The 13,355-nt window shown below is 68.3% G+C and carries 10 protein-coding genes and 1 tRNA gene; 8 read left to right on the top strand and 3 right to left on the bottom strand.

The window, feature by feature from the left end; all coding sequences use genetic code 11:
* The first annotated feature begins 15 nt into the window (after positions 1-15).
* The 5 genes from ACIA8E_RS14045 to ACIA8E_RS14025 all read left to right on the top strand — a co-directional run bounded on the left by ACIA8E_RS14045 (position 16) and on the right by ACIA8E_RS14025 (position 6,629).
* Positions 16-579 (top strand): DUF721 domain-containing protein, encoded by a 564-nt coding sequence (locus ACIA8E_RS14045; protein ID WP_399298141.1) that lies wholly within the window; start codon positions 16-18, stop codon positions 577-579.
* A 430-nt stretch (positions 580-1,009) separates the two neighbouring features.
* Positions 1,010-3,079 (top strand): DNA topoisomerase (ATP-hydrolyzing) subunit B, encoded by a 2,070-nt coding sequence (gene gyrB, locus ACIA8E_RS14040; RefSeq protein WP_392752687.1) that lies wholly within the window; start codon positions 1,010-1,012, stop codon positions 3,077-3,079.
* A gap of 46 nt (positions 3,080-3,125) precedes the next feature.
* Positions 3,126-5,768 carry a DNA gyrase subunit A gene (gene gyrA, locus ACIA8E_RS14035; protein WP_399297781.1) on the top strand — a complete coding sequence of 881 codons (2,643 nt, stop codon included), beginning with the start codon at positions 3,126-3,128 and terminating at the stop codon, positions 5,766-5,768.
* Between the two features lie 93 nt (positions 5,769-5,861).
* The gene (locus ACIA8E_RS14030; protein ID WP_399297779.1) at positions 5,862-6,485 is read left to right on the top strand and encodes a DUF3566 domain-containing protein; all 624 of its coding nucleotides are present in this window, start codon (positions 5,862-5,864) and stop codon (positions 6,483-6,485) included.
* A 70-nt stretch (positions 6,486-6,555) separates the two neighbouring features.
* Positions 6,556-6,629 (top strand) — tRNA-Ile (locus ACIA8E_RS14025).
* 361 nt (positions 6,630-6,990) lie between these two features.
* On the opposite strand, the gene ACIA8E_RS14020 is transcribed toward ACIA8E_RS14025, so the two are convergent.
* Complete coding sequence (locus tag ACIA8E_RS14020; RefSeq protein ID WP_399297777.1) at positions 6,991-7,359, bottom strand: DUF6344 domain-containing protein; 369 nt, start codon at positions 7,357-7,359, stop codon at positions 6,991-6,993.
* Positions 7,360-7,633: 274 nt separating this feature from the next.
* Here ACIA8E_RS14020 and ACIA8E_RS14015 point away from each other — a divergent pair, with 274 nt between their 5' ends.
* From ACIA8E_RS14015 to ACIA8E_RS14005, 3 genes are all read left to right on the top strand, one after another.
* Complete coding sequence (locus ACIA8E_RS14015; RefSeq protein ID WP_003958712.1) at positions 7,634-7,768, top strand: DLW-39 family protein; 135 nt, start codon at positions 7,634-7,636, stop codon at positions 7,766-7,768.
* Between the two features lie 221 nt (positions 7,769-7,989).
* The gene (locus ACIA8E_RS14010; RefSeq protein WP_399298139.1) at positions 7,990-9,867 is read left to right on the top strand and encodes a VWA domain-containing protein; all 1,878 of its coding nucleotides are present in this window, start codon (positions 7,990-7,992) and stop codon (positions 9,865-9,867) included.
* On the top strand, positions 9,867-11,219 hold the full coding sequence (locus tag ACIA8E_RS14005) for a hypothetical protein (protein WP_399297775.1): 1,353 nt from the start codon (positions 9,867-9,869) through the stop codon (positions 11,217-11,219). Before ACIA8E_RS14010 ends, ACIA8E_RS14005 begins: the two co-directional genes overlap by 1 nt.
* 53 nt (positions 11,220-11,272) lie before the next feature.
* On the opposite strand, the gene ACIA8E_RS14000 is transcribed toward ACIA8E_RS14005, so the two are convergent.
* Both ACIA8E_RS14000 and ACIA8E_RS13995 read right to left on the bottom strand, forming a co-directional pair.
* Positions 11,273-12,670 carry a serine/threonine protein kinase gene (locus ACIA8E_RS14000; protein WP_399297773.1) on the bottom strand — a complete coding sequence of 466 codons (1,398 nt, stop codon included), beginning with the start codon at positions 12,668-12,670 and terminating at the stop codon, positions 11,273-11,275.
* 81 nt (positions 12,671-12,751) lie between these two features.
* Complete coding sequence (locus ACIA8E_RS13995) at positions 12,752-13,300, bottom strand: DNA-binding protein (protein WP_030930454.1); 549 nt, start codon at positions 13,298-13,300, stop codon at positions 12,752-12,754.
* Positions 13,301-13,355: the final 55 nt, after the last annotated feature.

Genomic DNA, 13,355 nt, shown 5'->3' with positions numbered 1-13,355 from the left:
GGTGCGGCGAAGGGCATGGGCGCTGCCGGCGGCTCGGGCCCGCAGGAATCGGCGCCCGAGGTGAAGCAACCGGAGGCGTCGGGGGTCGATCTGGCCCGGGTGGCGTTGCGTGCCGCGAAGGAGCAGGCCCGGGCGCGGGGCGCTGCGGCTCAGCAGAAGAAGCAGGCGAGACGGGGCGGCGGGCTGCGTTCCGGAGCGCGGGCGGACGGTCGTGATCCGTTGCCGCTGGGCGCTGCGATCAATCGTCTGATCACCGAGCGTGGCTGGGAGACGCCTGCTGCGGTGGGCGGGGTGATGGGCCGCTGGCCGCAGATCGTCGGTGAGGATCTGGCCAATCATTGTGTGCCGCTGCGCTATGACGAGGATCCCGATGAGCGGGTGCTCACGGTGCAGTGCGACTCGACGGCGTGGGCGACGCAACTGCGGCTGCTGGCGCCGCAGCTGGTGGCGCGGCTCAACGCGGATCTGGGGCACGGCACAGTGAAGTTGATCAAGGTGTTGGGGCCGGGCGGTCCGCAGCGCAGGTACGGTCCGCTGCGCGCGCCGGGGAGCACCGGCCCGGGCGACACATACGGCTGACGGCTGACCGGCTGACCTGCGCTTTCTCTTCATATTCGGCCCTCTGTCGGGCTTGGGCGGCCACCGTTACCGGTTCCGCCGAGCGTCGGCTGTCGCGGTGTGCTGTCTGGTCCGCCGCAGCGCCCTCGGGTTCCGGAATATGTCGTTCTGTGGCGATTGAAACCGTACGTATCGGCTGATGCGTCCCTCACCGTAGCGGGAGGTTGACAGGCCGAAGCGCTCAATGCCCGCGTGAGCCTCTTAGAGCCCCATCCTGAATATGGGGAGTCGTCAGGCGCTCATCCAGGGCGGCACATGCGGACTCAGGTACCGGCAAACCCCCATTCATGTCGGCGCTACCGGTAGACTGGTGGACAATCCCGCATCTTCGCGGGAGTCGTCGATACAAGCCGAACGACGCAGCCGCTCCCGCCTGCCCGGAGAACGGCCTGTGCTGTGCCAGAAAGGGCGCTTCGTGGCCGATTCCGGCAACCCCAACGAGAACATTCCGTCCACACCCGGTGAGAGCGGCGGGGTGACCGCCTCGTACGACGCCAGCGCGATCACCGTCCTTGAGGGCTTGGACGCGGTACGTAAGCGACCTGGCATGTACATCGGCTCGACCGGTGAGCGTGGCCTGCACCACCTGGTGCAGGAAGTGGTCGACAACTCGGTCGACGAGGCCCTGGCCGGGCACGCGGACACGATCGACGTCACGATCCTCGCTGACGGCGGGGTTCGGGTGATCGACAACGGCCGTGGTATCCCGGTCGATATTGTGCCGTCGGAGAAGAAGCCGGCGGTCGAGGTCGTGCTGACCGTGCTGCACGCGGGCGGCAAGTTCGGCGGCGGCGGTTATGCCGTTTCCGGCGGTCTCCACGGTGTCGGTGTCTCCGTGGTGAACGCGCTTTCGTCGCGCGTCTCCGTCGAGGTCAGGCGGGACGGCTACCGCTGGACCCAGGATTACAAGCTCGGTGTGCCGACGGCGCCGCTGGCCCGTAACGAGGCCACCGAGGAGTCGGGGACGACGGTCACGTTCTGGGCCGACGGGGACATCTTCGAGACCACCGAGTACTCCTTCGAGACTCTGGCGCGCCGCTTCCAGGAGATGGCGTTCCTCAACAAGGGTCTGACGATCAAGCTCACCGACGAGCGTGAGTCGGCGAAGGCGACGGCGGGTGCGGATGTCGCGGAGGCGGTCGAGATCGCCGAGGAGGAAGCGGCTCGCACGGTCACGTACCACTACGAGGGCGGCATCGTCGACTTCGTGAAGTACCTCAACTCCCGCAAGGGCGACGTCATTCACCAGTCGGTGATCGACATCGAGGCCGAGGACAAGGAGCGACTCCTCTCGGCCGAGATCGCGATGCAGTGGAACACGCAGTACAGCGAGGGTGTGTACTCCTTCGCGAACACGATCCACACGCATGAGGGCGGTACCCACGAGGAAGGTTTCCGTGCGGCGCTGACCACGCTGGTCAACAAGTACGCGCGGGACAAGAAGCTGCTGCGTGAGAAGGACGACAACCTCACCGGTGACGACATCCGTGAGGGTCTGACGGCGATCATCTCGGTGAAGCTGGGCGAGCCGCAGTTCGAGGGCCAGACGAAGACCAAGCTGGGCAACACGGAGGCGAAGACCTTCGTCCAGAAGGTCGTCCACGAGCACCTCACGGACTGGTTCGACCGGAACCCGAACGAGGCCGCGGACATCGTCCGCAAGGGCATCGCGGCGGCCACGGCCCGCGTCGCGGCCCGCAAGGCGCGCGATCTGACGCGTCGCAAGGGTCTCCTGGAGAGCGCCTCGCTGCCGGGCAAGCTGAGCGACTGCCAGTCCAACGACCCGACGAAGTGCGAGATCTTCATCGTCGAGGGTGACTCCGCCGGTGGTTCGGCGAAGTCCGGCCGTAACCCGATGTACCAGGCCATCCTGCCGATCCGAGGCAAGATCCTGAACGTCGAGAAGGCCCGGGTCGACAAGATCCTGCAGAACACCGAGGTCCAGGCGCTGATCTCGGCCTTCGGTACCGGAGTCCACGAGGACTTCGACATCGAGAAGCTCCGCTATCACAAGATCATTCTGATGGCGGACGCCGACGTCGACGGTCAGCACATCAACACCCTGCTGCTGACGTTCCTCTTCCGCTTCCTGCGTCCGCTGGTCGAGGCAGGGCACGTCTACCTTTCCCGCCCGCCGCTCTACAAGATCAAGTGGGGTCGGGACGACTTCGAGTACGCGTACTCGGACCGCGAGCGCGACGCCCTCGTCGAGCTCGGCAAGCAGAACGGCAAGCGGATCAAGGAAGACTCGATCCAGCGCTTCAAGGGTCTCGGCGAGATGAACGCCGAGGAGTTGCGCATCACCACGATGGACGTCGACCACCGGGTGCTCGGCCAGGTCACGCTGGACGACGCGGCGCAGGCCGACGACCTCTTCTCGGTGCTGATGGGTGAGGACGTCGAGGCACGGCGCTCGTTCATCCAGCGCAACGCCAAGGACGTCCGCTTCCTCGACATCTGAGTCGGCCGTACCAGCAAGCCGCCGCTCGAAAGGACTTTGACCAGCAATGGCCGACGAGAACACCCCTGTGACGCCCGAAGAAGAACCTGCAGCCGCGGGTGTGGGCATGCGTGTCGAGCCCGTCGGGCTCGAGACGGAGATGCAGCGCTCCTATCTCGACTACGCGATGTCCGTCATCGTGTCGCGTGCGCTGCCCGACGTACGGGACGGTCTCAAGCCCGTCCACCGCCGCGTGCTGTACGCAATGTACGACGGCGGCTACCGGCCCGAGAAGGGCTTCTACAAGTGTGCCCGTGTCGTCGGTGACGTCATGGGTACGTACCACCCGCACGGTGACTCGTCGATCTACGACGCACTGGTGCGACTGGCGCAGCCGTGGTCGATGCGGATGCCGCTGGTGGACTCCAACGGCAACTTCGGTTCTCCGGGCAACGACCCGGCTGCCGCCATGCGGTACACCGAGTGCAAGATGATGCCGCTGTCCATGGAGATGGTCCGGGACATCGACGAGGAGACCGTCGACTTCCAGGACAACTACGACGGCCGTAATCAGGAGCCGACGGTCCTGCCGGCGCGCTTCCCGAACCTGCTGGTCAACGGTTCCGCGGGCATCGCGGTCGGCATGGCGACCAACATCCCGCCGCACAACCTGCGTGAGGTCGCGTCAGGTGCGCAGTGGTACCTGGAGCACCCGGAGGCCTCCCACGAGGAGCTGCTGGACGCCCTGATCGAGCGGATCAAGGGCCCTGACTTCCCGACCGGTGCGCTCGTCGTGGGCCGCAAGGGCATCGAGGAGGCGTACCGCACGGGCCGTGGGTCCATCACGATGCGCGCGGTCGTCGCGGTCGAGGAGATCCAGAACCGGCAGTGCCTGGTCGTCACGGAGCTTCCGTACCAGACCAACCCCGACAACCTCGCGCAGAAGATCGCGGACCTGGTCAAGGACGGCAAGGTCGGCGGGATCGCGGACGTCCGTGACGAGACGTCCTCGCGCACCGGCCAGCGTCTCGTGGTCGTGCTGAAGAGGGACGCGGTCGCCAAGGTCGTACTGAACAACCTGTACAAGCACACCGACCTGCAGACGAACTTCGGCGCGAACATGCTGGCCCTGGTCGACGGGGTGCCGCGCACGCTGTCGATCGACGCGTTCATCCGCCACTGGGTGACGCACCAGATCGAGGTCATCGTCCGGCGTACGAGGTTCCGCCTTCGCAAGGCGGAGGAGCGGGCGCACATCCTGCGCGGTCTGCTCAAGGCGCTCGACGCGATCGACGAGGTCATCGCCCTCATCCGGCGCAGCCAGACGGTCGAGATCGCCCGTGAGGGCCTGATGGGCCTCCTGGAGATCGACGAGATCCAGGCGAACGCGATCCTGGAGATGCAGCTGCGCCGGCTGGCCGCGCTGGAGCACCAGAAGATCACGGCCGAGCACGACGAGCTCCAGGCGAAGATCAACGAGTACAACCAGATCCTGGCGTCGCCCGAGCGGCAGCGGCAGATCGTCAGCGAGGAGCTGGCGGCGATCGTCGACAAGTTCGGCGACGACCGGCGCTCCAAGCTGGTGCCCTTCGACGGTGACATGTCCATCGAGGACCTGATCGCCGAGGAGGACATCGTCGTCACGATCTCGCGCGGCGGCTATGTGAAGCGTACGAAGACGGACGACTACCGCTCGCAGAAGCGCGGCGGCAAGGGCGTACGCGGCACGAAGCTGAAGGAAGACGACATCGTCGACCACTTCTTCGTGTCGACGACCCACCACTGGCTGTTGTTCTTCACCAACAAGGGCCGGGTCTACCGGGCCAAGGCGTACGAGCTTCCGGACGCCGGCCGTGATGCGCGCGGGCAGCATGTCGCCAACCTGCTGGCCTTCCAGCCGGACGAGCAGATCGCCGAGATCCTGGCGATCCGCGACTACGAGGCCGCGCCGTATCTGATCCTGGCCACCAAGGGCGGCCTGGTGAAGAAGACCGTGCTGAAGGACTACGACTCGCCGCGCTCGGGCGGTGTCATCGCGATCAACCTCCGTGAGACGGAGGACGGCAGTGACGACGAGCTGATCGGTGCGGAGCTGGTTTCGGCCGAGGACGATCTGCTGCTCATCAGCAAGAAGGCCCAGTCGATCAGGTTCACTGCGACGGACGAAGCGCTGCGCCCGATGGGCCGCGCCACTTCGGGTGTCAAGGGGATGAGTTTCCGCGAAGGCGACGAACTGCTCTCGATGAATGTCGTCCGGCCAGGTACGTTCGTCTTCACTGCCACCGATGGTGGGTACGCGAAGCGGACCGCCGTCGACGAGTACCGCGTTCAGGGTCGCGGCGGCCTCGGTATCAAGGCCGCCAAGATCGTGGAGGACAGGGGCTCGCTGGTCGGCGCGCTGGTGGTCGAGGAGACGGATGAGATCCTTGCCATCACGCTCGGCGGTGGTGTGATTCGTACGCGAGTCAATGAAGTCAGGGAGACGGGCCGTGACACCATGGGCGTCCAACTGATCAATCTGGGCAAGCGCGATGCCGTCGTCGGTATCGCTCGTAACGCCGAGGCCGGCCGCGAGGCCGAAGAGGTCGACGGGGCCGGTGACGCCGAAGGCGAGACGGCTGAGACGACTGCCGAGGTGACGACAGCCGAGTCGACTGTCGAGGGCACTGTCGAAGGCACGTCGCCTTCGGCCGGGGAGCACGAGGAGTAGAGCGTGAGTGGAGCCACGGGCGCCGGTTCGGCCGCTTCCGGAGCTGGAGCGAACGGTGCCCGTGGCCCTGCCACGGACTCCCAAGGGGGCACTGTGACAGACACCCGGGGGCCTCAGCCCCAGTACGAGGGATACGCGACCGGGCCGCTGCCCGGTGAGCGCGAGCCCGCACCGGGGCAGGCAGGCGGGCCTTACCACCCGCCGCAGGCGTACCCCTCGCCCGCGGGCGAGACGCAGGGCGGCCGGCCCCAAGGAGCGCAGCAGCACGGCACACAGGGCGGTGCACAGGGTGCCGGTGGTACCCAGGCGACCCGTCTGCCGCGGACGGGGGCGCGGACAACTCCGCGTATCCGTAAGGCGCGACTGCGGGTGGCGAAGGCCGACCCGTGGTCGGTGATGAAGGTCAGCTTCCTGCTCTCCATCGCGCTCGGCATCTGCACGGTCGTGGCGGCCGCGGTCCTGTGGATGGTGATGGACGCCATGGGCGTCTTCTCCACCGTGGGCGGCACGATCAGCGAGGCGACCGGTTCCAACGAGAGCAACGGCTTCGATCTGCAGTCGTTCCTGTCGCTTCCGCGCGTTCTCATCTTCACGTCGGTCATCGCGGTGATCGACGTGGTGCTGGCGACCGCGCTGGCGACGCTGGGCGCCTTCATCTACAACTTGTCGGCGGGCTTCGTGGGCGGCGTGGAGCTCACGCTGGCCGAGGACGAGTAGGGCTTCGGGTATCGATTTTGGGACTGGCCCCGACGTGCGCTAATCTTCAGAAGTCAGCGCGCAGCGCGGCGGGGCTATAGCTCAGTTGGTTAGAGCGCATCCCTGATAAGGATGAGGCCACAGGTTCAAATCCTGTTAGCCCCACAGTGACAACAGAAGGCCCGGTATCTCTTCGGAGATACCGGGCCTTCTGCGTCCGGTGGCGTGCGGGGCGCTTGCGCGTCTCGGGGTCGTCCGTCATCTGCGGTTCACCTGGTGCTGTTGGGGGATCTGTTGCGCCGGGGCGTACGGGCCGGGTGGACGCGGTGGCCGTGCGTGGGGCTGCGACGCGGCGCGGGGGTGTCTGCGGCGGTCGTACGTGGCGCTGTACGCGCGGGGCGGTGCGCGGGCCAGGGTGCGGCAGGAGTGTGCGGCAGGGTCCCTCCCGGCAGAGGGGCGGGCGCACGAAAAAGCCCCCGCCCGGTGTGAACCGGACCAGGGGCCCTGTGCGTCAGGTGCACCGCTCTCAGGGTGGAAGGAGTGATGCCTTCCCCGCCGGGACGCCGTGAGCGATACGGGCGGCACCTGTGGCGTCTGTGGCGCCCAAGGTGTTCCTCGTGTCCACGGTCAGGTTCCTGGTGGCCGGTGACGAGCCGTGCGCCTCGGCGCGGATGCGCTGCTTCATCGTGGGTGGCAGCGCCCTGTCACGCGGAAGGGTCCATCGCACCGACGGGGTGGTCGCGGTTGCGGTGGCAGCACCCGTGTGCTCCTGGTTCGTGGCCGTCGGCTGCTGCGCGTTCGCGGCGGGGGCGCTGATGAGCCCCATCGACGCGAGAAGCGCGAAGAAGGCGGTGATGAAGGCGGTCCAGATGCTCTTGACCTTGAAGGCGCTCATGGCCCCTCGCTTTCGGGTGGTCCGGTTTGCTTACCTTTCTGATGATGTGGATCCGGCTCGCGATTTCAGGGATCGACGCCACGGATCCGCCGATCTTCAGATGAACACCACTCGTATGGTTCAACCGGGCTGGACGAGTCGGCGCGGGCCGGTCGGGATGGTCGGTTTTGCCCGGGTGCCTGCTGGGCCGCAGGGAGGTAACCGATCGATATCGGCCGGTGTGTATAGTCGGGCGGCAGAAGTCTCCTACGTCAAGGAAAGACGAGGTCGCGCGGTGAAGAAGCTTCTCCTGGTCGCACTGGCAGCCATCGGCGGGCTCCTCGTGTACCGCCAGATCCAGGCGGATCGCGCCGAGCAGGATCTGTGGACGGAGGCGACTGACTCCGTGCCCGCAGGTTCGGGTGTGTGAGACGGAACAGCCTTTTGCGGGCCCCGGTCGCTGAGCGGCCGGGGCTTCGTGCTGTTGCGGGACCGTGACACCTGTGCTCTTGAGTTCACCTACGCAAATCAATAAGTTGCGTGAGCAAAGGAGTTGGTATCTCGGTCGAGGGGGCACGGGTGAGGGGACTCAATCACCGCCGGACTGCAACAGCAGTGGGGGCATTGGCAGGCGGGGCACTGCTCGCCCTGATGGCAGGAGCGCTGCCGGTCGCGGCGGCCGGGTCCGGAGCCCTCGGCGCCCGTGGTGCAGCTGCCGCGCCGGGCACGGCTGCCCCGGACAGCAGCAGCCTCGTCATGGTGCTCGACTCGTCCGGATCCATGGCGGACGACGACGGCACCGGCCGGACCCGGATGGAGGCCGCACGTAGTGCCGTGGGCACGGTCGTGGACGGTCTCCCCGACCACTATCCGACCGGGCTGCGGGTGTACGGCGCCGATCGTCCTCAGGGATGCACGGACACCCGGCTCCTACGGCCGGTGCAACCGCTCGACCGTGCCGCCGTGAAGCAGGCCGTGGCGGGCGTGCGGCCGAAGGGCGACACACCCATCGGTCTGTCCCTGCAGAAGGCAGCGGAGGACCTTCCCGGTCCCGGCGGCGCCATGGGGACGCGCACGATCCTGCTGATCTCCGACGGTGAGGACAACTGCGGCACGCCGCAGCCCTGCGAGATGGCCGAGCAGCTCGGCAAGGACGGGGCCGGGCTGCGGATCGACACCGTCGGCTTCCAGGTGAAGGGCAAGGCTCGCGAGCAGCTCGAATGCATCGCGGAGGCGGGCAACGGCCGATACTACGACGCGCCGGACGCCAAGTCACTGGCGAGGCAGTTGCAGCGGGCATCGCAACTCTCCGCGGACCGCTACCGGTTCCGCGGCAAGCGGGTCGAGGGCGCTGCGACCGGCGACCGGGCACCCTTGCTCGCACCCGGGCAGTATCTGGACGCCATCGGCCCGGGTGAGAAGCGGTACTACGCCGTCGATCTGGACGCGGTGTCCACGGCGGACTTCTCGGCGACGGCTGTGCCGCAGCCCGGCGCGGCTGTCGACACCTTCGATGCGCTGCGTACCAGCCTTGCGTACGGCGCCGACAGTTCCTGCGTGACGAACACCGAGCACTTCGACCAGAAGGAGGGTGCGGCCCCGCTGACCTCGGCGGTTGCCCGCATCCCCGCCCCGGAGGGAACCCGCGTCTGCGACAGGGCGGGCCGCTACTGGCTGGTGGTGGAGCGGGAGAGCAAGAAGGGCTCCGATGCCGCGCGTTGGCCGCTGGAGCTTGTCCACGGGGTGGAGGCGCCGCTGAAGAAGGGTGTCACGCCCGCCGCCTCGGAGCCGGAGTACGGCGTGGGTGGCAGGAGCGCCGCGGTGCCCTCCGGTGACCCCCGTGATGTGCGGGGCGGCACCGGATTCAACGATGCCAAGGAGCTCGGCCGGGGCGTGTGGCGCGACCGGATCCTGCCGTCGCAGACGCTCTGGTACAAGGTTCCGGCCGGCTGGGGCCAGCAGGTGCGCTACGACGTCGAGTTCGCCAACGAGCCGACCGTGGAGCAGGTCTCCTCGTACTCGTACGGGGCGACGCAGCTGTTCACGCCGGCCCGCTTCCCGGTCGGCGGTGGCAGCGAGTTCACCTCGACGGCCATGTACAACGGCCGTCCGGCCGCAATCAGGATGGGGTCGGTTCCGGTCGCCTGGACCAACCGCTACGAGTACCGCTCCACGGTCCAGCCGGTGCACACCAGGGGCGAGTTCTACATCTCCGTGACGCTGGGTGCGCGGGCCGCCGAGATCGCCGAGAACCCGCAGATCGGTGTGGTGCTTCGGGTGTCGGTGCTCGGCGACGAGTGGGCCGGACCGGAGCACGGTGCGCCCGCCCTCGGGAAGAAGACGGACAACGAGGCGGACAAGAGGGGCAATTCGCCTGCAGCCGCAGACAGCGATGGTACGGGCGGGGCAGGATGGACCGGCATCGCGGCCGCTGCCGGGGCGGGCGCCGTGGTGGCTGTGATCGCGGGGCTGGTGTTCGTGCGCAGCCGCCGCAGGGTGGCCACCCAGACGACGAGGGGAAGCGCGTGATGAGGCAGCGCAACAGGGGCCGGGCGACGCTGGCCGCGTTCGCGGCGATGTGCGCGGTGGCGGCGCTGCCGGGGCAGGCGTACGCGGCCGGGGAGCCCGCTCCGTACACCTTCGACCCCGAGGCCAGGACGGTCCGGGGCGCGGAGGTCAGCACCGACGCGTCGGCGCTGACCCCCGGATCCGTGTACAAGAGCTCGATCAAGCCGGGTGAGAAGCTCTACTACCGCCTCGACCTCGATGCCGGCACGAATGCATATGTCTCGGCGGTGGCGGTGCCCAAGCTCGGCGGCCAGGTCGCGTACGGGGACGGCATCACGGTCAGCATCCGGGACAGCACGGACCTGCAGTGCAGCTCGGAGGATGCCAGGTTCGAGTCGGCGGAGTTCCCCCGTCCGATCGCCGCGTACGCCTACCGGGTCCCGGAGAAGGGCAGCACCACCTGCGACGAGGCCGGTACGTACAACGTGCTGGTCGAGCGGGAGGGCAAGGAGACCTCGACTCCGGAGGAGTGGGACCTGGAGCTCCGCTACGAGTCGGAGCCGAAGCTGAAGCAGAGCGGGTCGGTACCGACCGAGGCGCCGGAGAACTGGCCGTCGGCGTCACCGTCACCGCCCACCCAGGCCGCGCAGAAGCGGCCGGGCGGCACCAGCTATTACGACGCCACCAGCCTGGAGACCGGCGAGTGGGATGACAGCATCGAGCCGGGGCAGACCCGCTTCTACCGGGTGCCGGTGGACTGGGGACAGCAGATCTTCGCCACCGTCGATCTCGGCAACAGCGTCGACGGCTCGGACGAATACGTCGGCAGCGCGCTCGCACTGTCCCTGGACAATCCGGCGCACGGCCATGTCGACGAGGCCTCGCCGCTGTCGTACTCGGGTAGGCCGGCCTCCGTGTCACTGGATCCGCTGCCTCCGGTGGCGTACGAGAACCGGTTCGCCTCCAGCGCCGATGTCAGCGCCATGCGGTTCGCGGGCTGGTACTACCTGTCGGTGACGCTGAGCCCGGAGGTCGAGAAGGCTTACGGCAAGAAGGCGATCCCGATGACCCTCAAGGTGAAGGTCGAGAACTCCGCGGGTCCGTCGCCGTATGGGGGTTCCGCCGGGGTCTTCGGTGTCACACAGGATGACAAGGACATGGCCAGGAACGGGCAGAGCGCCCCGCAGGCCGCCAAGAGCGACACGATGGAGGTGGTTGCCGCCGCCGGGATCGGCGCGGGCGCCGTGCTCGTGCTCGCACTCGGGGCGTGGACGCTGCTCGCGCGGCGACGCGTGGCGACCGTCGCGGGCGGGCAGGCAGCCGTGGGCACGGCCGGGCAGCCGCCGTACGGAGGACCGCCGCAGGCCTGGTGATTCCGGGGGCGGGCCTGGCGGGCCGGAGCCGTCAGCGGCCGAGGCCGGTGAACTCAGGTCTGAGTCAGTGCCCAGATACCTACGGCGAAACAGATCAGCGCCACCAGCAGGACCGGGACCGCCACCTTCGGGGGCGGTCCCGGACGCTTCTGAGGAACGTGCGCGGGAACTCCCGCTGTGGGATGGGGAACCTGCGGCTGCTGAGCGGTGTAAGCACGAGTGAGAGCTTGTTCGTGCTGCACCGCGGCTGTCGGGGCCTGGGAGGGATCCGGTGCGGCGGCAGGGAAGGGGGAACCAGTATGCGCCGGGAGCGGATGGGGGAAAGCGGCCGGTTGCACCGGATGGGGCTGGGGCTGAGTCCGGGCCTGTGGCTGGGGGGTGGGTGGCTGCTGCGGAGGCGGGGCGAGGTGGAAGCTGCCCGTCTCCGACATCGGGGAGGGCGACGGGGTGTGCGGCTGCTGTACGGACGGCTGTCCGGGCAGGTGGGCGTCCTGCTGGAGTGCCTGGCCCGCGGGTGTGATCTGTGGGTGCTGCGCGGCATGCGCGGGTTGGGCGGGAGTCCGGGGGGCCGCGAGGGGGCCTGCGGGACCGAATCCGGCGGGCAGCGGGCCGATCTGGTCGAAGACCTCCACCGGTTCGTCGTCGACGCGGGGCTCCGGCAGCATCTCGACGGCGGCGGTCAGGGCCTTGCGCGCGCCCGTGGCCGTCCGGAACCGGGCCTGGGGATCCGGCTGGAGCAGGCCTGCGAGGACCTGCCACAGCGGTTCCGGGATGCCTTGCGGGGCGCTGGGTGTGCCGTGCGACGCGAAATGCTCGACGAGAGCCCTGGAGTCGGGCTTCTGACCCTGCAACAGATACAGCGCGACGAGACCGACGGCGAAGAGGTCGGCGGGGAAGTCGGGCTCCGCACCCATCATCTGCTCGGGCGCGAAGTAACCCGGCGTTCCCACCACATAGTTGGTCTCGGTGAGGCGCGGCTCGCCCTTGCGCATGGAGATGCCGAAGTCGGAGAGCCGCAGATGCGGCCGGCCGGTGCCGGTGGCCTCCATCAGGATGTTGGCGGGTTTGATGTCGCGGTGCACGACCCCCTCGGCGTGCACCGTCGACAGCCCGGACAACAGCTGGTCCAGCAGCGTGCAGACGAAGCGCGGGGGCAGCGGGCCGTAGTCGCCGATGACATGTGCCAGCGAGCCGCCGCTGACCAGATCCATGGTGAACAGGACCTTGTCGTCGTCCGCAGCCCAACTGGCCGGGGCGAGCACATGCGGATGCTCGATCCGCAGCGCCTGCTCGCGGACGAAGCGCAGCAGCGTGTGCGCGTCGCTCTGCTGGAGCACCTTGGCCGCCACGTACCGGCGGCGCCGGTGGTCCCAGGCACGCCACACGGCGCCGACGCCACCACGTCCGATCGGATCGATCAGCTCGTACCGACCCGCGAAGACCTCACCCATTGCGCTGCGCCCGCTCCCAGTTCCTGTTTCGGCTCGTGCCCGGCTCTCGGGGGTAGTGCCCTAGGACTTGTCGGACAGGCCCTAGCCCTGGTGTCCCTCGTAGTGCGCGACCGCGTCCGCGGTGCGCCCTGCCCCGTACACCTTGAGGAACTCTGCCAGTTCCGGGTGGGTCGGGGCGAGGGAGTCGGCGGCATCGATGATGTCCCCGGCGGCCGCGACCGACCGCAGCAGCGACTGGATCTCGCGGACCACGCGTCGGACGGTGGGCGCCCCGCCCGTGGTCGAGGTCTGACCGGTGCCGGTGAGGACGGAACCACCCTGGGACTTCTTGATCTCTTCCATGCGGTCGGTGGCCTCCCCCGCGCTGACGCTGCCGTCGGCGACATGGCCGGCCAGCTCCTGCAGGGCCTGGACACGCTGGACGACCGCCGGGTTGCCGATCTTCGCCCGCTGGCCGCTCATCAGCTGGGAGAGCATGGGGGCGGACAGACCGAGTACGGCGGCGAGCCGGGCCTGATTCAGGCCGAGATCATCGATCAGCCGACGGAAGAGCGCCCCCAGTGGCTCTCCGTACCAACTGCGCTGAAGCTCCCTGGCTCTTGCCGTTGCCTCTTGCTGAGCTGCGTCCATTGCGTCTCCCCTTCGCTGCGGCTTCGCTGCTGCGAACCTCGACGAGCATCTTACG

This window comes from Streptomyces sp. NPDC051664 (genome assembly GCF_044453545.1).
Lineage (GTDB): Bacteria > Actinomycetota > Actinomycetes > Streptomycetales > Streptomycetaceae > Streptomyces.
The sequence above is the reverse complement of the archived record's forward strand: the minus strand, read 5'-3'. Positions and strand labels throughout refer to the sequence as shown.

Bases quoted from the DNA above. Each gene is read 5' to 3' on its own strand.
- ACIA8E_RS14045 (WP_399298141.1), top strand. From the start codon at position 16: ATGGGCGCTGCCGGCGGCTCGGGCCCGCAGGAATCGGCGCCCGAGGTG.
- gyrA (WP_399297781.1), top strand. From the start codon at position 3,126: ATGGCCGACGAGAACACCCCTGTGACGCCCGAAGAAGAACCTGCAGCC.
- ACIA8E_RS14020 (WP_399297777.1), bottom strand. From the start codon at position 7,359: ATGAGCGCCTTCAAGGTCAAGAGCATCTGGACCGCCTTCATCACCGCC.
- ACIA8E_RS14010 (WP_399298139.1), top strand. From the start codon at position 7,990: ATGGCAGGAGCGCTGCCGGTCGCGGCGGCCGGGTCCGGAGCCCTCGGC.
- ACIA8E_RS14005 (WP_399297775.1), top strand. From the start codon at position 9,867: ATGAGGCAGCGCAACAGGGGCCGGGCGACGCTGGCCGCGTTCGCGGCG.
- ACIA8E_RS14000 (WP_399297773.1), bottom strand. From the start codon at position 12,670: ATGGGTGAGGTCTTCGCGGGTCGGTACGAGCTGATCGATCCGATCGGA.
- ACIA8E_RS13995 (WP_030930454.1), bottom strand. From the start codon at position 13,300: ATGGACGCAGCTCAGCAAGAGGCAACGGCAAGAGCCAGGGAGCTTCAG.